Raw genomic sequence first — 24,592 nt, 5'->3', positions numbered from 1 at the left:
CCAGCTTCCTCGGGGTACACCGCCCCGGTTCGCAGGACGCGTTGACGTGAGTCTCCTGGCTCTCGGATCACTGCTCGCCTCGCCTTCCAACCCCACAAATGGCGGGCCGTGGCTGCTGAGGGTCGCTCCCCGATGACAGTGGCGGGACCGCGCCGGATTCGCACCGGCTTCCTCATTCGTCATCGCCTTACCGGCGACATTGTTGCATGTCGTGCTGCGTTAGGCTGGCCGCCGTCTCGTGGCGTCAGGAACCCGGTGTGAATCCGGGGCGGTTCCGCCACTGTGAGGGGCGTGCGTTGACTGCAAGCGCGGCGAAGCCGGGCGCAGCAGGTCAACGCCATCGGCGCAGCCGGCCCACTAGCCAGATACGGCCGCGGGGCAACCGACTGCATGGGGCGCGAACCCCGAAGGAGGACCGTGGATGTCTGATGTCCGGCGTATCGCCCTGCTTTCCACTTCTGACACCGACCTGCTGTCCGCGCGGGCCAGCGGCGCGGCATACCGGCTCGGGAACCCGGCACGCCACGACATCGAACCGTTGGTCAACGGCGCCGATGTCGTGGTGCTGCGCATCCTGGGGTCGTCGGCCGAGATCGCCGACGAACTGAAGCTGCTGCGCGCGACCGGCCTGCCGTTGGTGGTGCTTGGTGGGGAGCGCTCGCCCAACGCCGAGCTGATGGAGTGCTCCACGGTCCCGATCGGCCTGGCCGCGCAGGCGCACGCCTACCTCGCCGAGGGCGGGCCCGCCAACCTTGCGCAGCTGCATGCGTTTCTGTGCGACACGGTGCTGCTCACCGGGGAGGGTTTCGAGGAACCGGTGGCGATCCCGGAGTGGGGTTACGGCCAGCGGTCGGCGGTCGAGGCTCCCGACGCGGTGCGGATCGGGGTGCTGTACTACCGGGCCCACGAGGTCAGCGGCAATGCCGATTTCGCGCATGCCCTGGCCGACGCCATCGATGGGGTGGAGGTAGCCGGCGGGGCGGTCGGGGTGCCGATCTTCGCCGCGTCGCTGCGGAACGCCCCCGAGGAGCTCTTCACCGCGCTGGGCGGGCTCGACGCGGTGGTGGTCTGCATGCTGGCGGCCGGCGGGGCGATGAACGCCACCGCCGGGGTCAGTGCCGGCGACGACGACGGCGCGTGGGACATCGAACGGATCGCGGCGCTGGACATCCCGGTGTTCCAGGGGCTGTGCCTGGCGTCGTCGCGCGCGGACTGGGAGGCCAACGACGACGGGGTGACCCCGCTGGATTCGGCCACCCAGATCGCCATCCCGGAGTTCGACGGACGGATCATCACGGTCCCGTTCTCCTTCAAGGAGATCGACGACGACGGGCTGCCGCACTACGCCGCGGACCCCGAACGCTGCGCCCGGGTGGCCGGGGTCGCAGTGAATCACGCAGTGCTGCGCCGTATCCCGAACCCGCAGAAGAAGCTGGCGTTGGTGTTGTCGGCCTATCCCACCAAGCACTCCCGGGTGGGCAACGCCGTCGGTCTGGACACCCCGGTCTCGGCGGTGCGGCTGCTGCACCGGTTGTCCGACGAGGGCTATGACATCGGCGACGGCTTCGGGGTACTCGACATCGCGGACGAGACAGCGGCAGGGGATCGGCTGATCCACACCCTGATCGAGGCCGGCGGCCAGGACGAGGACTGGCTGAGTGCGGCGCAGCTGGCCGGGGCGCAGGTGCGAGTCACCGCGCAGCAGTACGGGCAGTGGACCGCCGATTTGCCCGATGACTTGCGCAATGCCATGGCGACGGCGTGGGGTCCGGCGCCGGGCAAGCTGTTCGTCAACGATGCCGGCGAGATCGTTTTGGCCGCACTGCAATCCGGCAATATCGTGCTGATGATCCAGCCGCCCCGTGGGTTCGGGGAGAATCCGGTGGCGATCTACCACGACCCCGAGTTGCCGCCCAGCCACCACTACCTGGCCGCATACCGTTGGCTGGCACATGGTTTCGGTGCGCACGCGGTGATACACCTAGGCAAGCACGGATCGATGGAATGGCTGCCCGGCAAGACGGCGGCGTTGTCTTCCGCGTGTGCCACCGACGCGATGATCGCCGACCTGCCGCTGATCTACCCGTTCCTGGTCAACGACCCCGGCGAGGGTGCTCAGGCCAAACGGCGGGCGCACGCCACGATCGTCGACCACCTGATCCCGCCGATGGCACGTGCGGAGTCCTACGGCGACATCGCGCGGCTCGAGCAACTGCTCGACGAGTACGGCAACATCGCGTCCATGGACCCGGCCAAGCTGCCGGCGATCCGCGGTGAGATCTGGAACCTGATGCGGGCCGCGGAGATGCACCGGGACCTGGGGCTGGACGAGCGGCCCGAGGATGAGGAGTTCGACGACTTCCTGCTGCACGTTGACGGCTGGCTCTGTGAGATCAAAGACGCCCAGATCCGTGACGGCCTGCATGTGCTCGGCGGCGCTCCGGCCGGCCCGGAACGGGTGAACCTGGTGCTGGCGATCCTGCGTGCCCCGCAGGTGTGGGGCGGGGTGAACCACGCGGTCCCCGGGTTGCGGGCCGCGCTGGGCCTCAAGGAAGACGCCGCCGCGGCTGTCGTCGACGAGATCGAGGGCCGCGCTCGCGCGTTGGTCGAAGCCATGGAGGCGGCCGATTGGGAGATCGGCGTGGCCGACACGCTGCATCCCGACCCCGAGGTCTGCCGGGTGTTGAGATTCGCTGCCACCGAGGTGGTTCCGCGGCTGGCCGGCACCTCGGCCGAGCTGGACGCGGTGCTGCACGCGCTGTCCGGCGGGTTCGTCCGGCCGGGGCCGTCCGGGTCGCCGCTGCGTGGTCTGGTCAACGTGTTGCCCACCGGTCGCAACTTCTACACCGTCGACCCCCGCGCGGTGCCGTCCCGGCTGGCCTGGCAGACCGGGCAGGCGATGGCCGACTCGCTGGTGCGGCGCTACCTCGACGACACCGGCCGCTACCCGGAGTCGGTCGGGCTGTCGGTGTGGGGCACCTCGGCGATGCGCACCTCCGGCGACGACATTGCCGAGGTGCTGGCCCTGCTCGGCGTGCGTCCCGAGTGGGATGAGGCGTCACGTCGGGTGTCCGGGCTGGCAGTCATCTCGCCCGAGGAGCTCGGCCGCCCCAGAATCGACGTGACGGTGCGGATCTCGGGATTCTTCCGGGATGCCTTCCCGCACGTGGTGTCGATGCTGGACGACGCCGTGCAGATGGTCGCGACTCTCGACGAGCCGAACGAGGCGAACTTCGTGGCCGCGCATGCTCGCGCCGACCTGGCCGAACATGGGGATCTGCGCCGCGCCACCACCCGAATCTTCGGTTCGGCACCCGGGTCGTACGGGGCGGGAATCCTGCAGGTGATCGAGTCGGGAACCTGGCGTGACGACAAGGACCTGGCCGAGGTGTACACGACGTGGGGTGGGTTCGCCTACGGCCGCGGCCTGAGTGGCGCGCCGGCTGCCGACGACATGCGCACCAACTACCGCCGGATCAAGGTGGCCGCCAAGAACATCGACACTCGCGAGCACGACATCGCCGACTCCGACGACTACTTCGTCTACCACGGCGGCATGATCGCGACCGTGCGCGCGCTGACCGGATCCGACCCGAAAGCCTATGTGGGCGACTCGACCTCGCCGGACACCATCCGCACCCGCACGCTGGCCGAAGAGACCGCCCGGGTATTCCGGGCACGGGTGGTCAACCCGCGCTGGATCTCCGCGATGCGCCGACACGGCTACAAGGGTGCGTTCGAACTGGCCGCCACCGTCGACTACCTGTTCGGGTTCGACGCCACCGCGGGCGTGGTGCACGACTGGATGTACGAAAAACTCGCGGCCGAATATGTCCTGGACCCGCAGACCCGGGAGTTCCTCGACAAATCCAACCCCTGGGCGCTGCAGGGCATCGTGGAACGGCTGACCGAGGCCGCCGACCGGGGCCTGTGGGAGCGCCCCGACCCGGAGACCATGGCGGCGCTCCGGCAGGCTTACCTCGACGTAGAAGGCGACCTGGAGGATCGGTGAAAGTCTGGATTCTCGGAATCGGTATGGGACCTGCGCACGTCACCGCCGAGGTCGCCAGCGCACTACGGTCGGTCGACTACGTAGTGGCATCCGAGAAGTCCTCCGACGACAGCCTCTTGGCATTGCGGCGCACCGTCGTCGACACCTACGCCCCCTCGACTCGAATCGTCACGGTCGCAGACCCGGCGCGTGACCGCTCCCCGGGGCTGACCGAGCCCGGCTATGCCCGCGCCGTGGCCGACTGGCATGCGGCTCGGGCGCAGCGCTACGCCGACGTGCTGCGAGCCCGCGGCGGCACGGCCGCGTTCCTGGTCTGGGGCGACCCGGCGCTGTACGACTCGACGATCCGCATCGTTGAGCAAGTGAAAGCCCTTGGCGTGGAACTGGATTACGACGTGCTGCCCGGGATCAGCGCGCCGCAACTGCTGGCTGCCCGGCATCGGATCGTGCTGCACGAAGTGGGCCGGCCGGTACACATCACCACCGGCCGCCGGCTGGCGGAGGCGGTTGCCGATGGTCACGACAACATCGTCGCGATGCTCAACAGCCAGCTCGATCTTTCGGCAGTGGGCGAGTGGACGATCTGGTGGGGCGCCAACCTCGGCGCGGCGGGGGAGCGGCTGGTCACCGGCCGGGTCTGTGACGTCGTCGACGAGATCGCGACCGCCCGTGATGCGGCCCGGGCCGAGGCGGGCTGGGTGATGGATGTGTTCCTGGTGCGGCGAACCTGATGGCGGGCATCCTGATCGCCGGAACCACCAGCGACGCCGGCAAGACCGTGGTGGCCACCGGGGTGTGCCGGGCGCTGGCGCGCCGTGGCGTGCGGGTGGCGCCCTATAAGGCGCAGAACATGTCGAACAACTCCATGGTGTGTGTCGGTGCCGACGGGGTGGCGACCGAAATCGGGCGGGCGCAATGGATTCAGGCTTGCGCTGCCCGAGTCGCACCGGAGCCGGCCATGAATCCGGTTCTGCTCAAGCCCGGCAGCGACCAGCAAAGTCACGTGGTGCTCATGGGCCGGCCGTGGGGAACCCTGTCGTCGTCGAACTGGACGCACGGCCGCGCAGCGTTGGCGCAGGCAGCACACGGGGCCTACGACGATCTCGCCGGGCGCTACGACGTGATCGTCGCCGAGGGGGCGGGCAGCCCGACCGAGATCAACTTGCGCGCCGGCGATTACGTCAACATGGGCCTGGCGCGCCACGCCGGCCTGCCGGTGGTGGTGGTCGGTGACGTGGACCGCGGCGGGGTGTTCGCGGCGTTCTTCGGCACCGTCGCGCTGCTGTCGAGCGAGGACCAGGCGCTGGTGGCGGGGTTCATCGTCAACAAGTTCCGCGGCCGGCTGCGGTTGTTGGAACCCGGCCTGGCCGATCTGGAGCGCCTCACCGGTAGGCGGGTGTTCGGCACCCTGCCGTGGCACCCGCAGCTGTGGCTGGACTCCGAGGACGCGCTCGACCTCGATGGCCGGCGTTCGGTACGCAGCGGCGCCCGACGAGTGGCGGTGATCCGGTTGCCGCGGATCAGCAATTTCACCGACCTGGACGCGCTCGGGCTCGAACCCGATCTGGACGTGGTGTTCGCCGCCGACCCGCGTGGGTTGTCCGACGCTGATCTGGTGGTGCTGCCTGGAACGCGGGCAACCATCAGTGATCTGGCCTGGCTGCGTTCGCGTGGAATCGATGCCGCGATCGCCGCGCACGCCGCCGCGGGCAAGCCCGTACTCGGGATCTGCGGGGGCTTTCAGATGCTGGGCCGGATGATCCGCGATCCCGAGGGAATCGAAGGAGCGCCCGGCGAGGTGGCCGGGCTGGGTCTGTTGGACGTCGAAACAAGCTTTGCCGCAGACAAGGTGCTGCGCCTGTCCGACGGCGGCTACGAGATCCACCATGGCCGGATCAACCGCGGGGAGGTGGTCGAGGCGTTTCCCGGCGGTGTCCGCACCGGTCAGGTTTTCGGCACCATGCGGCACGGGTGCTTGGAAGTCGACGCGTTGCGGGCGGCATTCCTGACCGAAACCCTCGGGCTGGCGCCGTCGCAGGTGTCCTTTCCCGCCGCCCGCGAGCGCCGGCTGGACCTGCTGGGGGATCTGATCGAAGAGCACCTGGACGTCGACGCCCTGTTGGAGCTGGCGGGCGGCGGCGCTCCGCCGGGGCTGCCGTTCCTACCGCCGGGGGCGCCGTGACGCGCGTGCTACTGCTCGGCGGCACCGCCGAAGCCCGCGCCTTGGCTGATCGGCTGGTCGTCGCGGGCGTCGACGTCACGACGTCACTGGCCGGCCGGGTCGCCGATCCCCGGTTGCCGGTCGGGGCGGTGCGCATCGGCGGGTTCGGCGGAATCGATGGTCTACGAGCGGCATTGACCGACTACGACGTCGTCGTGGACGCCACCCATCCCTTCGCGACGACAATGTCGGCGAATGCGGCCGCCGCGTGTGCCGCGGCTGGCCGGCCACTGCTGCGGCTCGAGCGGCCCGGCTGGGCGCAGCGCGCCGGGCAGGCGTGGCATTGGGCCGACTCACACGAGCAGGCCGCCCAGATCGCGGCCCGGCTGGGCCGGCGGCCGGTATTGACCATCGGGCGTCAGCAGTTGGCGTCCTACCTGCCGGCGCTGGCCGACGAGGCAGTGCTGGCGCGCGTGGTCGAGCCACCGTCGTTCGACCTGCCGCCCAGCTGGTCGGTGATCACCGACCGGGGACCCTACGCGCTGACCGGAGAACTCGCGCTGCTGCGCGAGCACCGGGCCGACGTCGTCGTCACGAAAGACTCCGGCGGCGAATACACCTGGCCGAAGATGCTGGCCGCCGAGGAACTCGGTCTCCCGGTGGTCGTCGTGCGCCGCCCGGCCCGGCCGGCGGGCGTGACCACGGTGAACGACGTCGAGCGCGCGTTGGCCTGGGTACTAACCGGCGACTAAGGCGAATTGCAGAGCGGCACCGGCGGTCAGCAGTGCGGCGACCTTGACCACCTCCAGCCCCGCGTAGGCGTAGTGAGCGCGAGAGCGCTCGATCATCCCACCGGGCGGGGCGGTCTGCGCGGCCAGCACCGCATCCGAGCGACGGCGCAGCCGGGGCCGGACCACCAGGACCTGCACGGTCAGCACGGCCACCGCAACGCAGACTCCGGCCAGCGAAATCGGCCCCGGGGCGTCGGTGGCCACCGCCAACACCACCGCCGTCGCCAGCACGATCTCCACTGCATTGAGGGCCCGGAACACCAGCCGCCCGATCCCCAACCCTAGTGGGATGGTGATCCCCGGTGCCCGGAACTTCAGTGGCGCTTCCAGGAACGAGATCGCCAACACCATGCCCAACCAGGCAAAGACGACCGCCGCGGCTAGAGCGCTCACCCCGCACCTCCAGAGATATCTGTGTCTGTTAGTTGCAGGTAACCTATCTGTGCCATTCGGTAACAGACAAGAGTCTTTAGGCGGTAATCCAGGCCACACTATGTCGGGCACACTGGCAGGCGTGATTGTGGAACATGGAGTACTGCCCATCCGGCCCGGCAGCGAAGCCGACTTCGAAGCAGCGTTCGCCAAGGCGCGCCCGTTGATCGCCGCCCAGCCCGGATTCCTGGGGATTTCGATGTCCCGGTCGGTCGAGTCGCCGAACCTCTACCTGTTGCTGGTGCAGTGGGAGAACATTGAGGCGCACACCGAGGGATTTCGGAAGTCCCCGGAATTCGAGCAGTGGCGTGCGCTGTTGCACGGTTTCTACGAGTCCCCGCCGGTGATCGAGCACTTCGTGGGAATTGACTAGGGAGATGGTCGACCGTGGACGCACAGCGAACTTTGGAGTTCAACGCCGGTAATATCGCCGAGTTTCGCAGCAGCGGTGGGAAATTGGGTGGTCGGTTCGAAGGGGCACCGGTGCTGTTGTTGACCACCACCGGGGCCAAGTCCGGACAGCAGCGCACCAGCCCGATGATGTATCTCCCCGAGGGCGACCGGATCATCGTGTTTGCGTCCAACGAGGGCAAGGACAACCATCCGAGCTGGTATCACAACCTGCGGGCAAACCCCTCGGCGACTGTCGAACTCGGCACCGACACCTTTGCGGTTACGGCCACCGAGATCACCGACGAGGAACATGATCGGCTCTATGGGATTCAGGCGCAGCGCTACCCGGGTTTCGCCACCTACCGCGAACGGACCCAGCGGGTCATCCCGGTGTTGGAGCTGATCAGAACCGAAGCCTGATGCTGGCTAGGCCACCCCTTCGGCGGGTGGGTCGGTGTCGCCCCGCAGGAGTTCTTGGGGGTGGTGGGCGTGGTTGATTTGGGGTGGTCCGGTGCCGTCGGTCCAGCCGAGGCGGCCGGTTTTGGTGACGAGGGTCTGTTGGTGGCCGTCGGTGGCGTCGGTGTGATCGCATCCGCAGGCGAAGAACAGTTCATCGGCGTTGGTGCGCCCGCCTTTGGCCCAGGGGCGGGAGTGGTGTACCTCGCAGTGATAGCCCGGTACCAGGCAGTTCGGGCGGGTGCAACCCCGGTCACGGGCGTAGCACATCAATCGTTGATCGGCGGTCGCGATGCGTTTCTGGCGGCCTAAGTACAGCGGGCGTGTGGTGTGGTCGTCGAAGACGGCCAGGTAGTGGATCGCCTTGGCGGCCATCGCGATCAGATCCCGCATGGGCAGTCGGGATCCGCCGCCGGTGAGTGCTGGTGGTGGCATCGGGACCGATGAATCGCATGCGGCGTGGGCGGCTTGGTTGAGTTCGGCCAGGGTGGTGGTGACCACGACGGTGACGGGGTGGCCGCGGTGGGTGCCGAGTTTGCCGGAGGCGATAGCGGTGGACAGGGCCAGCTTGAACGCGTCGTGGCTGCGCTGCGCCGCGGTGCGGGAGTCTGCGGCGGCTGGATCGGCAGGATCGGGCAGGTGGCGTCCGGGTCGCACGGCGGCGGCAACCGCTTCGAAGTAGGCGCGGGCTTGGGGATCGAGAAGTCCGGTGAGTTTCGACATGCCGTCGGGGCCTTGCCGGCCCAGGACCAGGGCGCGCCGCCGTGCCCGGTCGCGGTCGCTGAACAGGCCGTCGGGGTTGAGGTGATCGGCGATGCGTTGCCCGATCTTGGTGAGGACGCCGGCATCGACACGGGTGGCGTGGGAGACCAGGGCGGCCTCGGCCTGTGCGATCTGGGGCGGGGTGACCGATCCCGGCAGGATATCGACGGCTTGGCAGATCGCACGAATGTGGTCCTCCCCAATCGAACCGGATTCGACCGCGGCGGCCAGGGCCGGGAGCTCGGGTGGGATCGCGGCACCGGTCAGAGAACGCCGCGGCCGGATCCGGGCGGCCAGGCGGCAGCGCCGGGTGATCTCGCGTGGGGTGATCCGCAGCCGCTTCCACAGCGCGGCCCGGACCGCCGCGAGGGATCCTTCACCATCGGGCGGGTCGGCGAGTTCCCCGAAGATTCGGTACATCAGCCCGCGATTCACCCGCTCCTGGGTTTCCAGCCGGTCGGCAATGTCGATCCGAAAGTCGTTGCCCACCAGATCCGTCGAGGTCGACAGCAACACCTCCTGGGCGGCATCGATGGCATCGAGAGCAGACCGGATCTGCTCCCGCGCCCCAATCGCGCCCAAGGCTGTTGCCATACCCCTGACGCTAAAAACCGCCTCTGACAACAACCCCCAACCGGAGGCTGCCGGCAACCCGGACTGTGGATCAACCCGCAACTGGGGATAAATCCCGTAGCATCGCGACCCATGGTTCGCCATGCCTACGCCCACGATGCGGTCGTGGTGATGGAGCCCGGCGGTAGCCCGAATGCGCCCGGCGGAGCCATCGCCGAAGCGCTGTGCGGCAGCTGGGATCATTCGCCGCCGTGCCCGCTTGCACCCCACCACGTCGCCAATCACGTTGTGGGCGACGAAGTGGTGTTGCGGGTGCTGTTCGCCACGGAACCCGCCGACGAGCCACGCGTGCGGCAGCTGATCGGCGAAGCACTCGGTGCCGGCGAACAGACCGGCCCCGACGGGCTGGTCACGACATGGCGGCTGAAATCGACAGCTGCCAGTGATATCCGGTCGAGCGAAAAGTGCCACGCCGAGGAGCTGACGCACACCTGAAGGTGTCAGTCCCGGACGTGCGCCAGCCGCGACGGCCGCTCCATATATGTCGCGTCGGGAGCGGCGAAGCCGAATTGCTCATACAGACCGTGCGCGTCAGCGGTATGCAACGTCCACCGAAAGTCGCGACCGGGGCCCTCGTCGATCATCGTCCGCAACAACCCCTTGCCGACCTCCTGGCCGCGCTGATCACGAGAGACATAGACGTCAGCCAGATACGCGAAGGCAGCACCGTCGGACACCGCGCGGCAGAAACCGATCATTGCTCCGTCACCGGCCCGGTAGGCGCCCACCGTGCGCCACGCGCTGTCGAGCTGACGGTCGAACATGGCGCGGGTGCGGTACTTCGCCCAATAGGTGTGCTCGACCAGCTCGTTCCAGAGCCAATCTCGATCCACCCGCGCAGCATCGGTTAAGAACTCAACACCGTCGAGGGCCGCCACCGCTACCTCCTCATCCGCCTCGGGTCAGACACCACGCCACCGCGGTGAGCAGGGCGCCCACGCCCACCCGCCGGGCCAGCCGCGTCGTCCGCGGAATATCGGACGGCGCAGGCGCCCGACCGTAGCCCATCCGCGCGCGATCTTCACGCCGATTTCCGTAGTAGGTGTTGACCCCGCCGAGCTGCAGCCCCAGCGCCCCGGCGAAGGCGGCCTCGACCACCCCGGCGTTGGGACTGGGGTGGTGCCGGGCGTCGCGGTGCCACGCCCGCAGCGCACTAGCGGGATCAGGGCCCAGAACAGCAGCCAGGACACCGCTCAACCGGGCGGCCGGCAATCCCAGCACGTCATCCAATCGTGCTGCGGCCCAGCCGAACCGGTCGTAGCGGGTATTGCGGTGCCCGATCATCGCATCCAGCGTGTTGGCGGCTCGGTGCGCGACCAGGCCCGGAACGCCGGCCACCGCACCCCACACGAGCGATGCCACCACCGCGTCGGAGGTGTTCTCCGCCACGGATTCGACGACGGCACGCGCGACCTCGTCGGGTCCCAGCGCGGTCGTGTCACGGCCGACCAGGTTGCGGACCTGGGTCCGGGCCGAGTCCGGGTCGCCGGCGGCCAGGAAGGCGTGCACGGCTTCGGCTTCGCGTTCCAGGGACCGGCCGCCGAGCACTGCCCAGGTAGCGACGGCGGTCAGTGCGGTGCGAGCCAATGGGTTTCGAGCGAAGCGTTCGCCCGCGTACGCCAGACCGGTGACGCCGCCGACCAAGACCAAGACGTTGGCGACCCCGCTTGCTCGATCGTCGCGGTAGATCCGCCGCTCCAACGCCAGCGCGCACGTCCCGAATCCGGCAACCGGATGCAGTCGCCGAGGATCGCCCCAAGCGCGGTCGACGGCGTAGCCGAGCGCCAGCCCGAGTGCCCGGGCCGCAATCACCGCCGCGTCCGGTCAAGCGCGGCCAGCAGCTGATCGGTCAGGTCCGGGGGCCGTACCGCGATCCGCACCCAGCTGTCATCCAGGCCCGGAAAAGTGTCGGCGCGCCGCACGGCAATACCGTGCTCGCGCAATGCCGCATGGACCCCGCAGCCGACCTGGGCTAAAACGAACGGGGCCAAGCCTGCGACGAACCGCACCTCGCGCATGGCGAGTCCCTCATCCAGGTGCGCCCGCCAGGATGCCAATTGCCCAGCCCGGCGGTCACTTTCGCGTACCGCCCGCTCATCCGAGCAGGCCAGCATGGCGGCCACCGCCGCGGCGGACACCGACCAGGGGATCTGCAGTCGTTCAGCCTCGGCGAGCAGCGCGGGATCACCGAGCAGATATCCCGCGCGTACCCCTGGGATGGACCAGTGCTTGGTCAGGCTGCGGCTCACCAGGAGCCCCGAATGACGTTCCCCGGACAGGGTTTCCGGCTCACCGGGAATGGCATCGAGGAACGCCTCGTCGACCAGCACCACCCGGCCCGGACGCAACAGCTGACGCAGCGTCTGCGCCGGATGCAACACCGCGGTGGGATTGGTCGGGTTACCGACGACGACGAGGTCGGCGTCCTCGGGCACCGCGTTCGGATGCAGAGCGAAGCCGTCGTCGGCCCGGCACAGCACCGTGCCGACGGTGTGACCGGCGGCGGTCAGCGCGGCATGCGGGCCGGTGTACTGCGGATGCACCACCACCGGGCAACGCCACGGCCGCATGCGAGCGACCAGGTCGAAGGCCTCCGACGCGCCCGCCGTGGGCAGCACCTCGGCGGTGCTGAGACCGTGCCGAGTTGCCAACGCGGCGCGGGCCGCCGATACCTCGGGGTATGCCACCGCGTCGTCCAGGGAGGCATGCAGGGCGTGCTCAAGCCAGTCCGGGCGTGGCCCGGCGTAGACGTTGACCGCGAAATCGAGCAACCCCGGAACGGCCTCGACGTCGCCGTGATGGTGCAGATCCGGGCCGGCCAAACCGTGCGCCGCGTCGGCGAACCGCTGCGCCAGTAAGGGATGCCCGGCCCAATGGGTGTGCAGGTAGGACGCATGCAGGCTGGTCGAGGCAAAACCGTCCGGCCCGTCGGGAAGCTGCCAGGCCGCGCTGACGGCCTCATCGAAAACCACCTGGGTGCGGTGGAATTCGTGCCCGGTGACCCGATCTCCCGCTCGCGCCAGCAGATTGTCGACCGCCGCCGTGGCCTCCCGATAGCCCAGCGTCAGGCGCGGGGTCATGGCCGCACAACCCGGCAACGCCCCGACCCCGGCGTCATCGCCCACCCGGCGGCACAGGTAGGCCAGCCCGCCGCACTCGGCGACGGTCGGCACTCCCGCCGCGATCGCCGCCTGCAGCGCGCCCAACAGCGCGGTGTTGGCTCCCAAATGCTCGGCGTAGACCTCGGGGAACCCGCCGCCCAGGTAGATGCCCGCAGTACCGGCCGGCAGGAACGTGTCGATGAGCGGGTCAAAGCTCACCACCTCGCACCCGGCGGCGCGTAGCAGCTCAAAGGTCTCGGTATAGCCGAACGTGAATGCGCGTCCCGCGGCGACGGCCACCACTGGCCGGCGCCCGGACGGTGCGCTGACCTCGGCAGCCGGATCCCAGGCGCTGCCAACCAGTTCCGGAGCACGTCGCGCCACCGCCAGCAGCGCGTCCAAGTCGACGTACTGCGCCAGCAGCTCGGCAAGTCGAGCAGTCGTGGCGGCCGCCTCGTCGCGCTCGGCCGCCGGCACCAGCCCGAGATGCCGCGACGGAGTCTGCACTCCGGTGTCGCGCGGCAACACCCCGAGCACCGGAATGCCGCTGGGGCGCAACGCGGCAACGACTTCATCAGCGTGCCGCGCGCTGCCGGCCTTGTTGAGCACCACCCCGGCGATGTGTACCGCCGGATCGAAACCGGCTAGGCCCGCCACGACCGCCGCGTGCGTCCGGGAGGCGTGCGAGACGTCGACGACCAGCACCACCGGGGTTGCCGTCAATGCCGCTACATGGGCGGTAGAGGCCTCACCGTCGGTGCCCAGGCGCCCGTCGAAAAGCCCCATCACGCCTTCGATCACGGCGACATCGGCGCCGGCGGCGCCGTGCAGCAGCAACGGCACGATCCGGTCGGTGCCGACCAGGTACGGATCCAGGTTGCGGGCCGGCCGGCCGGTCGCCAGCGCGTGATAGCCGGGGTCGATGTAGTCCGGGCCGACCTTGTGCCCGCTGACTTGTTGGCCGCGGGCGGACAGCGCTGCCATCACCCCGACCGCCACCGTGGTCTTGCCATGCCCGGATGCGGGTGCGGCGATGACCAGACGGGGAAGGGAATGAACCATGCCCTTACCACTCAATGCCGCGCTGGCCTTTCTGGCCGCCGTCCATCGGGTGCTTGATGTTGGTCATCTCGGTGACCAGGTCAGCGATCTCGATCAACCGCGGATCGGCGCGCCGGCCGGTGATCACGACGTGCTGGTGGCCCGGCCGGTTGGCCAAGGTCTCCACCACGTCGTCGACATCCACCCAGCCCCAGCCCATCGGGTAGGTGAACTCGTCGAGGATGTACAGGTCGTGGGTCTGCGCCGCCAGGCGTTCCTTGATCTGGGCCCAGCCTTCGGCGGCGTCGCCGGCGTGATCCTCCACGCCGCCGGCCTTGCGGCTCCACGACCAGCCCGAGCCCATCTTGTGCCACTGCACCGGGCCGCCCTCACCGGTCTCGGCGTGCAGTGCGCCCAGCCGCTCGAGCACGGTCTGTTCGCCGACCCGCCATTTCGCGGATTTCACGAACTGGAAAACCCCGATGTCAAAGCCCTGATTCCAGCCGCGCAGCGCCAATCCGAATGCGGCAGTGGATTTCCCCTTGCCGTCGCCGGTGTGCACCATCAACAGCGGCCGGTTGCGGCGCTGGCGGGTGGTCAGGTTGTCGTCGGGCACCGTCAACGGTTGTCCCTGCGGCATCAGGCGGCTCCTCTTCCGGTGGCATCGCGGACGACGTCGGTCAGTGCCTCGGCACTGACCTGCGGCAGCGGGACGTACTCGGCCCGCAAGTGCTCGGCCAACGTTCGGGCCAACCCGAGTCGCATCCGGCCGTTCTCGCAATCCACCACGACGGCCGAATATCCCTGAGAGGCAAGCTGGTCGGCGGCAAAAAGGGACCGTGCGACCGGGTCGGCACCGGCGGTGGCCCGCCCGTCGGTCAAGACCACCAGTAGCGGGCGGCAGGCCGGCTCGCGCAGCCGCTCCCGGCGGATCACCTCGGCGGCCTCCAAAAGGCCCTCAGCCAATGGAGTGCGGCCGCCGGCGGGCAACTCGTCGAGCCGGACGGCGGCGATCTCCACCGAGCCGGTCGCGGGCAACACCACCTCCGCCTTGGTGTCCCGGAACGTCACCACCGCCACCCGGTCCCGACGACGATAGGCGTCCAGCAGCAGGGACAAGATCGCGGTCTTGACATGGCGCATCCGCTCGATGGCGGCCATCGACCCGGACGTGTCGACCACGAACAGCACTAGGTTGGCCTCCCGGCCTTCCCGGACGGCGCGACGAAGATCGTTCGCCTGCAGGAGCATCCGGCCTTCAGCACGGCCCCGGGCGCCCTGATGCGGCGCAGCGGCGCGCAGCGTCTCGAACAGGTGCAGCCCGCCGGTGTTGCCGGAGGTGGTGGCGCCCACCCGGCGACCGGAGCTGGTGCGGGCCCTGCTGCGCCGGCCGGCGCGCCCCTCGCCCACACCGTCGACCGAAAAGAGCCTTGCGCGGTACGGGGAGTCGGCGCCGACCGTCGAGGTGGCGCCGGGCTCAGAGTGCCCGGTCGGTGCGGGCCCGCGCTGTTGTTCCGGCGGCGGCGAACCACCTTCCGGTGGACCGTCGGGGTCCGGACCATCGGGCTCCGGACCGTCCGGGTGGGGCGCGGGCTCCTCCGGTGGCAGCAGTTCGTCGAGTTCGGCCTCATCGAGGCCCGGCGCGTCGAACGGCTTGCGTCGCCGCCGATGCGGCAGGGCCAACCGGGCGGCCACCCGCAGGTCCTCGATATTGACCGCGTTGCGTCCCTGCCACGCCGCATGAGCCACCGCGGTGCGGGCACAGACGATGTCGCCGCGCAGGCCATCGACGTCGAACGCCGCGCAGATCTCGCCGATCTTCACCAGCGCCGGGTCGGTCAGCGCCACCTGCGGCAGCAGTTCCTGGGCTTGATGAATCCGGGCTCGCAGCCGTTCTTCGGCCGCGGAGTAAGTCGCGGCGAAACCATCGGGGTCGGCGTCGAAGGCCAGCCGCCGCCGTACCGCCTCGGCCCGCAACACCGGATCGCGCGGGGCAGACACCTCGACGGTCAGACCGAACCGGTCAAGTAGTTGGGGGCGCAGCTCGCCCTCCTCGGGATTCATCGTCCCGATGATCACGAAACGGGCGGCGTGGCTGACCGACACCGAGTCGCGCTCCACGGTCAGCCGGCCCATCGCCGCGGCGTCCAGCAGCAGGTCCACCAGGTGGTCGGCCAGCAGGTTGACCTCGTCGACGTAGAGGATGCCGCGATTAGCGCGCGCCAACAGCCCGGGTTCGAAGTCGACGGTGCCGGCGCTCAGCGCCCGCTCCAGGTGGATGGAGCCCACCACCCGGTCCTCGGTAGCGCCGACCGGAAGCTCCACCAGCCGCACCGGACGGGTCTCGACGGCGGCGTCGCTGGGGAACGGCCCGTCGGGGGAGAGTGGGTGCGCCTCAGCGGGATCGGAAGAGAACCGGTCACCGGCGACCACATCGATCGGCGGCAGCACCTGGGCAAGCGCGCGAACCAGCGTCGACTTGGCGGTGCCCTTCTCGCCGCGGATCAGCACCCCGCCGATACCGGGGGAGATCGCGCTCAGCACAAGCGCCAGCGCCATGTCGTCCAGACCGCCCGGGGCGTCCGGATCGCCGCCGAGGACGGCAGGGAAGGGGTACAGCTGCTGCATCTGAGGCTCCGCTCGTGTGTTACGCGAAGCCGGTAATCGGACTGACCGAGGCGCACGGAGCGCACCGCGGAACACCGTAGCGGGCCTGTGCCGGACTCTCACCGGCTTCCCTGGCACCTCGCGCCGATACCCTAACACCGGCCTCGGTGCCGGCAGACCGGCTCAGCGCCGAACGCGCAACGGGGTGGGGGCCGCCAGCCCCGCGGCGAGGAATACCACGAGATCGTCGATGAGATCCTGATGCGTGTCACCGGGGTCGAGCCGGTATTTCGCGGCGAGCCCGACGTCGTCCAGTACCTGGACGGCGGCCATCTTGAGCAGTCGCTCGACCCGGAATCCCAATGCCTCGCGGGGCTGGCCGGGCAGCAGCGGTGCGAGCGCCGTGACCATCTGGTCGATTCCGGCCTGAACCGAGGCGAGCCTGGTCTGCTCGAACTGGGCGCGTTCGCCGCCCAACCGCGGCTTGACGCTCACCTCCACGTACAGCGCCACATGCCGTGCGTCGACGCGCAGCATTGACTCCAGCAATGCCCGCACCAGGTCCTCAATGGTGTGTCCCGGGGTTCGTTCGACCTCGGTGAGCCGTCGTGCCCGTTCGGTCAGCACCGGTTCCATCACCCGCATCAGTAGCGCTTCCAGAAGCGCCTCTTTGCTGCCGAACGTGTAGTTGACCGCGGCGAGGTTCACGCCGGCCACGGCCGTGACGCGGCGCATCGACATCGCGCCCAGGCCGTCCTCGAGGAGCACCTGCTCGGCGGCGTCGAGAAGCATCGCCCGGGTGTCACGTGTCATAGCGCTGTATTGAAACACCGTTTGCGTCCGTTGCGCAGGCCCGCTACCGTTCGTCATACATCGTTTGAAACATCGTTTGATCGAAGGAGGCTGACGATGGGTTTCCCCACGTTCCGTCAGAAGGCGCGTTGGGCGGGTTCGGTGGCCGCGGCCATGGTGCTGCTGGCGGTGCCGGCTGGGCTGACCGGCGGGTCGGCGGTGGCGGGCGCATTCTCCCGGCCCGGGCTGCCGGTGGAGTACCTGCGGGTGCCATCGCCGTCGATGGGCCGCGACATCACCGTCGAGTTTCAGCCCGGCGGACCCAACGCGGTCTACCTGCTCGACGGCCAGCGCGCGCGGGAGGACTACAGCGGCTGGGACATCGAGACCACCGCGTTCGAGGACTACTACCAGTCGGGAGTCTCGGTGGTCATGCCCGTCGGCGGCCAGTCCAGCAACTACGCGGACTGGTACCGGCCAGCCAAAGGCAAAGACGGTGTCTGGACCTACAAGTGGGAGACGTTCCTCACCAGTGAGCTGCCCCGCTGGCTGGCCGCCAACAAGGGCATCTCGCCGACCGACAATGCTGTCGTCGGACTGTCCATGGCCGGCCCGTCGGCGCTGACCCTGGCGATCTACCATCCCCAGCAGTTCGTCTACGCCGCGGCCCTGTCGGCGCCGCTGCACCCGTCCGACCAGAAATGGCAGATCAAGATCGCCATGGGGGACGCCGGCGGCTTCAACGCCGAAGACATGTGGGGACCCGACGACGATCCGGCATGGGAGCGCAACGATCCGTACCTGCACATCGACAAGCTCGTCGCCGACAACACCCGGCTGTGGATCTACTGCGGCAGCGGCGATGCCACCGAACTGGACAACGGCCGCAACGGCCTGGAGGTCCTCTCCGGCGGTGTCATCGAAGGCCAGGTGATCGGCTCGGACAAACGGTTCGCCGACGCCTACGCCGCAACTGGGGGCACAAACGCCCACTTCGACTTCCCCCGTGGTGGTATCCATAACTGGACCTACTGGGGAAATCAGCTGCGGGCCATGAAGTCCGATCTCGTCGGATATCTGACTCGTTCGCCGAATGGACCGTTGGACTAAAAGGGGTATCGAAAATGACCGCACCGCAAGCAGACCTGACCGGATGGATCGCGACGCCGTTCACCGGCGGCGGTTTCACCCACGACGTGTACCGCAAAGGCGAAGGCCCCGGGGTGGTGCTGATCCCGGAGATCCCCGGGATTCACCCGGGTGTGCTGGCGTTGGGAAATCACCTGGTGGACAACGGGTTCACCGTGGCGATTCCCTCGCTGTTCGGCGAGCCGGGTAAGGCGGTCACACCCGGGTATGCGCTGACCACCATCGCCCGGGCCTGCGTTACCCGGGAATTCGCCGCATTCGCCACCGACAAGCAGCGCCCCGTCACCCAGTTTCTGCGGGCGCTGGCCCGCGACCTCAACGAGAAGACGCCCGGCAAGGGCGTCGGGGTGATCGGGCAATGCTTCACCGGCGGCTTCGCGCTGGCCGCTGCTGTCGACGACGCCGTGCTGGCCCCGGTGCTCAGCCAACCATCCGTGCCCCTCCCGCTGACCCTCAAACAGCGCCGCGACCCCGGACTCTCCGAGGTCGAGTTGGGGGTGGTCGCCGACCGGGCCGCCACCGCCGGGCTGTGCGCCCTCGGCCTGCGGTTCAGCGAGGACAAGATGGCCCCCGGCGACCGCTTCGCGACGCTGAAAGCCCGGCTGGGGGATGCCTTCGAGGTGATCGAGATCGACTCCTCGCCGGGCAATCCGGACGAGCTGTCCCGGATGGCGCATTCGGTGCTCACCGATCAGGTCCGCGAGGTCGACGGCCACCCTGCCTACGAGGCGCGCAAACGGGTGGTGCAGTTCCTCACCGAACGGTTGCAGGGGTAAGCGAGGGCAGCGGTGACATCCTCTGGGGCTGAGGCTGATTGGCTTTTGACGTTTGCCGCCGCCGACGCGGGTGCACCCAACGGCGATGGGCGGCCGTGGGGAGACGGCACGGCGATGGCGGCGCGGGCCCACGCCGGGCGACCCCCGTGGGACCGGGACTGCTCGGTCCGGCCGATGATCGGCGGCCACGACACGTTCAATGCCATGTGCGAGACCTTCGAAGCGGCCATCGCCGAGGCGAACCGGGACACCGGCGCCGCCAAGGGCCACGTCTACCTGACCGGGCTGAAGGTCAACGCGCTGCGCGACCTCGATCCGGGCCGGGCGCAACCCTGGGACCCCAGCGCCGTCGTCGAACGGGACCAGACGGTGCTCGGTTTCGTCCTTCGCATGATGGCCGCCGGTATCGACGTGCGGATGCTGCTGTGGACGCCGACGACGGATCAGACGGACGCCGCGCCCGAGCTGCAACCGCTGGTGGCCGAGCACGTGAGCATCGCCGCCGCAGTCCAGGACTTCGACCGGCAACTGGGCGGCAAGGGCCGCGGCATCGTCGCGCTCGACTCACGCACTGCGCGGCCGGAGAGCGCCGCTCTGCACCAGAAGGCGATCGTGGTGCGGGTGGGCGCGGTCAACGTCGCGTACTGCGGCGGAATAGACCTCGCATTCTCACGCCGCGACTTCGGTCGTGATACCGGACCGCACGGCATCGGCGACTGGCAATCGGGTGCGCAGATCCCGCGGCCGAAGGACGGCTGGCCCCAGCAGAAACACCTCGGCGGGCAGACCTGTGTCACCGTCGGCTACCCGCGGGACTACCCGGTCTGGGACAGCGGCCGGTTCCCCGAGGCGTTGCCGCAGCAGGTCTACGGGCGGGGAAACCGCCACTGGCATGACCAACACCTGGAACTGCGGGGCCCCGTCGTCGCCACGCTGGAGCAGCAGTTCGCCGAGCGGTGGGCGCTGCACGGTGACGTGCGGGTGTTCGACCGGAACCCGGCGCCGCGGCACAAGGACCAGGTGCAGATCACCCGCCCGGGCGCGGACGGCGGCATGTACCCGCTGGCGCCGGCCGAGCCCGAACCGGCCGCCGGCGCGGCCACCGTCCAGCTGTGGCGGACCATTCCGCTGCGTGCGACCGCGACCGGGTGGCCGCTTCGGCGCGGCGAGTTCACCGTGATGGCCGGGATTGCGAAGGCGGTCACCCGGGCGACTGAGCTGATCACGATCTGGGACCAGTACTTCTGGAGCGTGCCGCTGGCACGCCTGTTGGCGACGCGGCTGAACGCCGTGCCGACGCTGCACCTGATGATCGTCCTGCCGCCCTACGGCACGACGCAGGCCGCCGGCGAACTGCCGCTGCGGATGTCCGCTTTGCAAACCCTGTGGCGGGCACTGCATCCCGATGCGCGCTTGCGCGTCAAGGTGTTCGATCTGTGGAATCGCGACGCCGACGTCGGCATCTATGTGCACGCCAAGGTGCAGACCTACGACGACCGGCTGCTGGTGTGCGGCTCGGCCAACATGAACCGGCGCTCGCTGGAGTGCGACGCCGAACTCGACTGCGCTGTGCTGCATCAACCGACCGTCCGTGCCCACCTGATGGCGTTGTACCGCTGCGTCATGGCGCCCGACCATGCGGATCCGCCGCCGGGCTGGACATGTTTCGGCGAGCGTTGGTTGGCCGAGTACTGGGCGGAGATGCGGGCCCTGGGCCCGAGCGATCGGCGGCGGTCGGCCGGTGCGCTCGTCGAAGATCCGTTCTTCCGGGCCGATCCGGATGATCCCCGAACGCCCAATGGCGTGGCCATGCCGTGTCGGGGCCTCTCGGATCAGGTCCGCGCGCTCTTCGAGCCGACTTCGATCGGCGAGCTCTCGCACGCCGCTACCGCCGGCAGCGGAGTACCCGACCTCGCCGAGCTGAGTGTCCTGATCGAGCGTCGCCGAGAGCCGTAGTCATGATTGGTAGCGTTGCCTGGTGTTGACCCGGCTGCGACTCCCGCTGCGGTCCGTCGAATGACGCACACGGTGATCGTCGGCATCGGAGCCGACGGCTGGGCAGGGCTGGCCGAGTCGGCCAGGCAGACCGTGCTGGCCGCCGACGTCGTAGTCGGCGCACCTCGCCAACTGAACCTGTTACCGGAGGTCAACGGCCAGCGGCGGCACAGGTGGCCGGTGCCGCTGCACGCCGGGCTGCCCGCGCTGTTCGAGGAGCTGGCGGGACTGCGGATCGTGGCGCTGGCATCCGGTGATCCACTGCTCAGCGGCATCGGCACCACGCTGATCCGGTTGTTCGGTGCCGACCAGGTGACGGTGCTGCCGGCGGTCTCCTCGGTGACGCTGGCCCGCGCCCGGATGGGCTGGCCGGCGGAATCCGCCGCGGTGGTCAGCGTGGTCGGCCGCGACGTGCACGCGGTGCTGCGGGAGCTGGCGCCGGGCCGGCGGGTGCTGGTGCTGTCGTCGGACAAGACCACCCCGGGGCAGCTGGCCGCCCTGTTGACCGAGCGCGGCTACGGAGCCAGCCGGATGGTGGTGCTCGGCGATCTCGGTGGTACGGGCGAATCGCGGCTGGACAGCACGGCGGCAACCTACCCCGCCTTTCAAGGTCCGGCCCCGCGGCTCAATATCGTCGCCCTGGAACTGGCCGGACCGTTAATGTCCGGCTGGGCGGCCGGTCTGCCCGATGACGGCTACGACCACGACGGGCAGCTCACCAAACGTGACCTGCGGGCCGCCGCGCTGGCGCGACTGGCCCCGGCCCCCGGGCAGCTGCTCTGGGACGTCGGCGCGGGCGCCGGCTCGGTGGGCATCGAATGGATGCGCGCGCATCCGACCTGCCGTGCCATCGCTGTCGAGGCGAATGCTGCTAGGGCGCAACGCATCTCGGATAACGCCCGCAACCTCGGTGTGCCTGCGTTGCAGGTCGTTCGCGGCGCGGCTCCGCAGGCGTTGGCGGGCCTGCCGGCGCCGGACGCGGTGTTCATCGGCGGCGGGTTGACGACGGACGGGGTGCTGGCGGCCTGCCTGGCTGCCCTGGCGCCGGGCGGCCGGTTGGTGGCGCACGCGGTGACGCTGGAGACCGAGGCGCTGCTGGCGGCGGCCCACCGCGAACACGGCGGTGAACTGACCCGCATCCACGTCGAACACGCCGCCCCGCTCGGCTCCTTCACCGGCTGGTCACCGAGCCGGGCCGTCACCCAGTGGGCGCTAACGCGGTCCTGACCGGTCTCGTGCCGGGTCATAGAGATGGCTCTCGCCGGCGCACGGATCGGGCAAATCGGCTACCGCCCGGCCGACCAGGATGACCGCGGCCGACCGCAGGCCCGCCGCCTCGACCGCGCCGGCGATGTCGGTGATCGTGCCGCGCAGCACCAATTCCTCGGGCTGCGACGCACGATAGACCACCGCGACCGGGCAGTCCGCACCGTACTCGGGCGCCAGTTCAGCCATCAGCGCCCGGATGCGAGTGATCGCCAGGTGCAACACCAGCGTGGCTTGCGTCGCGGCGAATGCGGAGAGCGCTTCGCGTTGCGGCATTGCGGTGGAGGCGGCTTGCGTACGGGTCAACACCACCGACTGCGTCACCAGCGGCACCGTGAGCTCACGGCCGAGCGCCGCTGCGGCCGCCGCATACGCCGGCACTCCGGGTGTCACCTCCCACGGCACCCCGGCGGCGTCGAGGCGGCGGGTCTGCTCGAAGACCGCGCTGTACAGGGACGGATCCCCGGAGACTAGCCGCACCACCGCGCGGCCCGCCCGATGCGCGGTGACCAGCCGGTCGGTGATCGCATCCAGATCCAGGTCGGCGGTGTCGACGAGTTCGGCTGTGCGTGAGCACTGTTCGAGCACCTGCGGGTCAAGATAGCTGCCCGGGTAGAGCACCACGTCGGCGCCGGCCAGCAGGCGAGCGGCCCGCACCGTCAGCAGATCCGCCGCGCCCGGGCCGGCGCCGACGAACTGGACCGCTAACGCACCCATCGCGGCGTCCATACCCGTCCAGCCGTCACCCGGGTCGACGAGGCGCCCACCAGGACAAGGCATTTCATGTCGATGGTGTCGGTGTCCAGCTCGCCCAGGGTGGTCACGGTCAGCGTCTCCGACTCTCGGCCGACGTCACGGCCGATCACCACCACCGTCCCCGCGTCCCGGTGTTCCAGCAGCACCTTGCGCGCGATCGCGATCTGGTCGGGTCGGGCACGAGACGCCGGGTTGTAGATCGCCAGCACCAGATCGGCTTCGGCGATCGCCCGCAGCCGCGCCTCGATCACCGACCACGGCTTGAGCCGATCCGACAGGCTCAGCACCGCGAAGTCGGCCCCGATCGGGGCGCCGGCCGCCGCGGCCACCGCCTGCACCGCCGACACTGCCGGCAGCACGCGCACCGAAACGTGTTGATACTGAACATCGGAGGCCGCCTCGAACACCGCAGCTGCCATCCCGAACACCCCGGCATCTCCGCCGGAGACCACCGCCACCTTCTCGCCTCGGGCGGCCAGATCCAGTGCGAAGCGGGCCCGGTCCAGCTCGACGGTGTTGCCCGAGGTGTGTCGCTGCAAACCCTCGCGCTGCGGAACCCGCGCGACGTACGGGCCGTAGCCCACCACGTGGTCGACGGTGGCCAGCGCCGCGGTGGCCTCGGCGGTGAGCCAGCCTTCGGGGCCCGGGCCCAAGCCGATCACCAGCAACTCAGCGGCGGCACGCACCGGCTCAACGATCGCAGCGGTCTGGTCGGCCGGTGTTCGGGAGCGCTGTCCGTTGCGGGAATCCCCGTCGACCACGATCAACGACAGGTACGGGACCTCCTCCGCTTCGTCCATGCCGGACACCGGCAGCCAGCGCTGCTGGGGGTGACTGGCCCGCTCGACGTAGTAGGCGTGCTCGAGGCGGCCCGCCGCGACCAGGGCCCGGCGCACCGCCGGGAACGTGCGGCCCAGCTTCATGATGATGGCGCCGTCGGTGTCGGCCAGTCGCATCGCCAGCTCGTGCTCTGCCAGGGTGCCCGGCAGCACGGTCAGCACGTCGGTCTGGCGCACCAGCGGCATCCCGAGCGCGGCGGTGGCGGCGCTGAACGCCGGCACGCCGGGGATGATCTCGGTGTCGAAGCGCGTCGACAGCCGGTCGTGCATGTACATGAACGAGCCGTAGAACAGCGGATCGCCCTCGGTCAGCAGTGCCACGGTGCGACCCGCATCCAGGTGGGCGGCCAGCCTTGATGCCGACGCTTCGTAGAAGTCGGCGAGCGCTCCGGCATAGCCGCCGGGGTGATCGGTGACGCCGGTGGTGACCGGGTAGCGCAGCTCTTCCTCGACGACACCGGGCCGGATCAGGTCCGCGGCGATGGTGCGCGCATACGACGCCTTGTTGACCCCGGCGTGGTAGGCGACCACGTCGGCGTCGGCGATGATCCGGGCCGCCTTGCGGGTGATCAGTTCCGGGTCACCGGGGCCCAGGCCCACGCCATAAAAACGGCCGGTCATGCTGTGTCT

At 69.5% G+C, this 24,592-nt stretch carries 21 protein-coding genes and 3 riboswitches; of the genes, 11 read left to right on the top strand and 10 right to left on the bottom strand.

The genetic code is table 11. The features are described 5' to 3' along the window. Positions 1-28: 28 nt before the first annotated feature. A riboswitch (cobalamin riboswitch) is annotated at positions 29-216 on the bottom strand. Positions 217-247: 31 nt separating this feature from the next. Then, positions 248-369, top strand: a riboswitch (cobalamin riboswitch). Positions 370-421: 52 nt separating this feature from the next. From cobN to NM962_03085, 4 genes are read left to right on the top strand one after another with little or no spacing between them, the layout of a single operon-like run. Then, positions 422-4,012 (top strand): cobaltochelatase subunit CobN, encoded by a 3,591-nt coding sequence (gene cobN / locus NM962_03100; GenBank protein ID UVO13153.1) that lies wholly within the window; start codon positions 422-424, stop codon positions 4,010-4,012. A 23-nt stretch (positions 4,013-4,035) separates the two neighbouring features. Beyond that, entirely contained in the window at positions 4,036-4,743 is a 708-nt protein-coding gene (cobF, locus tag NM962_03095; protein UVO13152.1) for a precorrin-6A synthase (deacetylating), read from the top strand. Next, complete coding sequence (locus NM962_03090; GenBank protein ID UVO13151.1) at positions 4,743-6,194, top strand: cobyric acid synthase; 1,452 nt, start codon at positions 4,743-4,745, stop codon at positions 6,192-6,194. Before cobF ends, NM962_03090 begins: the two co-directional genes overlap by 1 nt. Beyond that, positions 6,191-6,925 (top strand): cobalt-precorrin-6A reductase, encoded by a 735-nt coding sequence (locus NM962_03085; protein UVO13150.1) that lies wholly within the window; start codon positions 6,191-6,193, stop codon positions 6,923-6,925. The genes NM962_03090 and NM962_03085 overlap by 4 nt, the downstream gene beginning before the upstream one ends. Here the strand turns inward: NM962_03085 and NM962_03080 are convergent. Continuing rightward, the gene (locus tag NM962_03080; GenBank protein UVO13149.1) at positions 6,911-7,357 is read right to left on the bottom strand and encodes a hypothetical protein; all 447 of its coding nucleotides are present in this window, start codon (positions 7,355-7,357) and stop codon (positions 6,911-6,913) included. The two genes, NM962_03085 and NM962_03080, sit on opposite strands and share 15 nt — an antisense overlap. A 121-nt stretch (positions 7,358-7,478) precedes the next feature. Here NM962_03080 and NM962_03075 point away from each other — a divergent pair, with 121 nt between their 5' ends. Both NM962_03075 and NM962_03070 read left to right on the top strand, forming a co-directional pair. Further along, positions 7,479-7,769, top strand: a complete 291-nt coding sequence (locus NM962_03075; GenBank protein ID UVO13148.1) for an antibiotic biosynthesis monooxygenase — start codon at positions 7,479-7,481, stop codon at positions 7,767-7,769. A 14-nt stretch (positions 7,770-7,783) separates the two neighbouring features. Next, complete coding sequence (locus tag NM962_03070; protein ID UVO13147.1) at positions 7,784-8,209, top strand: nitroreductase family deazaflavin-dependent oxidoreductase; 426 nt, start codon at positions 7,784-7,786, stop codon at positions 8,207-8,209. 6 nt (positions 8,210-8,215) lie between these two features. Here NM962_03070 and NM962_03065 read toward each other — a convergent pair whose 3' ends face one another. After that, positions 8,216-9,601, bottom strand: a complete 1,386-nt coding sequence (locus NM962_03065; protein UVO13146.1) for an HNH endonuclease — start codon at positions 9,599-9,601, stop codon at positions 8,216-8,218. Between the two features lie 111 nt (positions 9,602-9,712). On the opposite strand from NM962_03065, the gene NM962_03060 reads away from it, so the two are divergent. Continuing rightward, a complete protein-coding gene (locus NM962_03060) occupies positions 9,713-10,075 on the top strand; it encodes a hypothetical protein (protein ID UVO13145.1) in 363 nt (120 codons plus the stop codon). A gap of 5 nt (positions 10,076-10,080) precedes the next feature. Here NM962_03060 and NM962_03055 read toward each other — a convergent pair whose 3' ends face one another. The 6 genes from NM962_03055 to NM962_03030 all read right to left on the bottom strand — a co-directional run bounded on the left by NM962_03055 (position 10,081) and on the right by NM962_03030 (position 17,202). After that, positions 10,081-10,518 (bottom strand): GNAT family N-acetyltransferase, encoded by a 438-nt coding sequence (locus tag NM962_03055; GenBank protein UVO13144.1) that lies wholly within the window; start codon positions 10,516-10,518, stop codon positions 10,081-10,083. Positions 10,519-10,528: 10 nt separating this feature from the next. Next, a complete protein-coding gene (locus tag NM962_03050; GenBank protein UVO13143.1) occupies positions 10,529-11,452 on the bottom strand; it encodes a cobalamin biosynthesis protein in 924 nt (307 codons plus the stop codon). Further along, positions 11,449-13,803 (bottom strand): cobyrinate a,c-diamide synthase, encoded by a 2,355-nt coding sequence (locus NM962_03045; protein UVO13142.1) that lies wholly within the window; start codon positions 13,801-13,803, stop codon positions 11,449-11,451. The genes NM962_03050 and NM962_03045 overlap by 4 nt, the downstream gene beginning before the upstream one ends. A 4-nt stretch (positions 13,804-13,807) precedes the next feature. Continuing rightward, complete coding sequence (gene cobO / locus NM962_03040; protein ID UVO13141.1) at positions 13,808-14,422, bottom strand: cob(I)yrinic acid a,c-diamide adenosyltransferase; 615 nt, start codon at positions 14,420-14,422, stop codon at positions 13,808-13,810. Beyond that, positions 14,422-16,410, bottom strand: coding sequence for a magnesium chelatase subunit D family protein (locus tag NM962_03035; protein ID UVO13140.1), 1,989 nt, complete (start codon positions 16,408-16,410; stop codon positions 14,422-14,424). The genes cobO and NM962_03035 overlap by 1 nt, the downstream gene beginning before the upstream one ends. A 9-nt stretch (positions 16,411-16,419) precedes the next feature. Continuing rightward, positions 16,420-16,559, bottom strand: a riboswitch (cobalamin riboswitch). 13 nt (positions 16,560-16,572) lie between these two features. Next, on the bottom strand, positions 16,573-17,202 hold the full coding sequence (locus tag NM962_03030) for a TetR/AcrR family transcriptional regulator (protein ID UVO13139.1): 630 nt from the start codon (positions 17,200-17,202) through the stop codon (positions 16,573-16,575). Positions 17,203-17,355: 153 nt separating this feature from the next. On the opposite strand from NM962_03030, the gene NM962_03025 reads away from it, so the two are divergent. Genes NM962_03025 through cbiE form a run of 4 tightly spaced genes read left to right on the top strand, consistent with a single transcriptional unit; the run spans position 17,356 to position 22,328 of the window. Then, a complete protein-coding gene (locus NM962_03025; protein ID UVO14529.1) occupies positions 17,356-18,291 on the top strand; it encodes an esterase family protein in 936 nt (311 codons plus the stop codon). A gap of 14 nt (positions 18,292-18,305) precedes the next feature. Beyond that, the gene (locus NM962_03020) at positions 18,306-19,106 is read left to right on the top strand and encodes a dienelactone hydrolase family protein (protein ID UVO13138.1); all 801 of its coding nucleotides are present in this window, start codon (positions 18,306-18,308) and stop codon (positions 19,104-19,106) included. A gap of 45 nt (positions 19,107-19,151) precedes the next feature. Continuing rightward, positions 19,152-21,062: a hypothetical protein gene (locus tag NM962_03015; protein UVO13137.1), complete on the top strand. Its 1,911-nt coding sequence runs from the start codon at positions 19,152-19,154 to the stop codon at positions 21,060-21,062. Positions 21,063-21,122: 60 nt separating this feature from the next. Next, positions 21,123-22,328, top strand: coding sequence for a precorrin-6y C5,15-methyltransferase (decarboxylating) subunit CbiE (gene cbiE / locus NM962_03010; GenBank protein UVO13136.1), 1,206 nt, complete (start codon positions 21,123-21,125; stop codon positions 22,326-22,328). On the opposite strand, the gene cobM is transcribed toward cbiE, so the two are convergent. Beyond that, positions 22,314-23,096 (bottom strand): precorrin-4 C(11)-methyltransferase, encoded by a 783-nt coding sequence (cobM, locus tag NM962_03005; GenBank protein UVO13135.1) that lies wholly within the window; start codon positions 23,094-23,096, stop codon positions 22,314-22,316. The genes cbiE and cobM overlap by 15 nt on opposite strands. Continuing rightward, positions 23,072-24,583 (bottom strand): precorrin-3B C(17)-methyltransferase, encoded by a 1,512-nt coding sequence (gene cobJ, locus NM962_03000; GenBank protein ID UVO13134.1) that lies wholly within the window; start codon positions 24,581-24,583, stop codon positions 23,072-23,074. Before cobJ ends, cobM begins: the two co-directional genes overlap by 25 nt. Between the last annotated feature and the right edge of the window lie 9 nt (positions 24,584-24,592).

The organism is Mycobacterium sp. SVM_VP21 (assembly GCA_024758765.1).
Taxonomy (GTDB): Bacteria; Actinomycetota; Actinomycetes; order Mycobacteriales; family Mycobacteriaceae; genus Mycobacterium; species Mycobacterium heraklionense_C.
The sequence above is the reverse complement of the archived record's forward strand: the minus strand, read 5'-3'. Positions and strand labels throughout refer to the sequence as shown.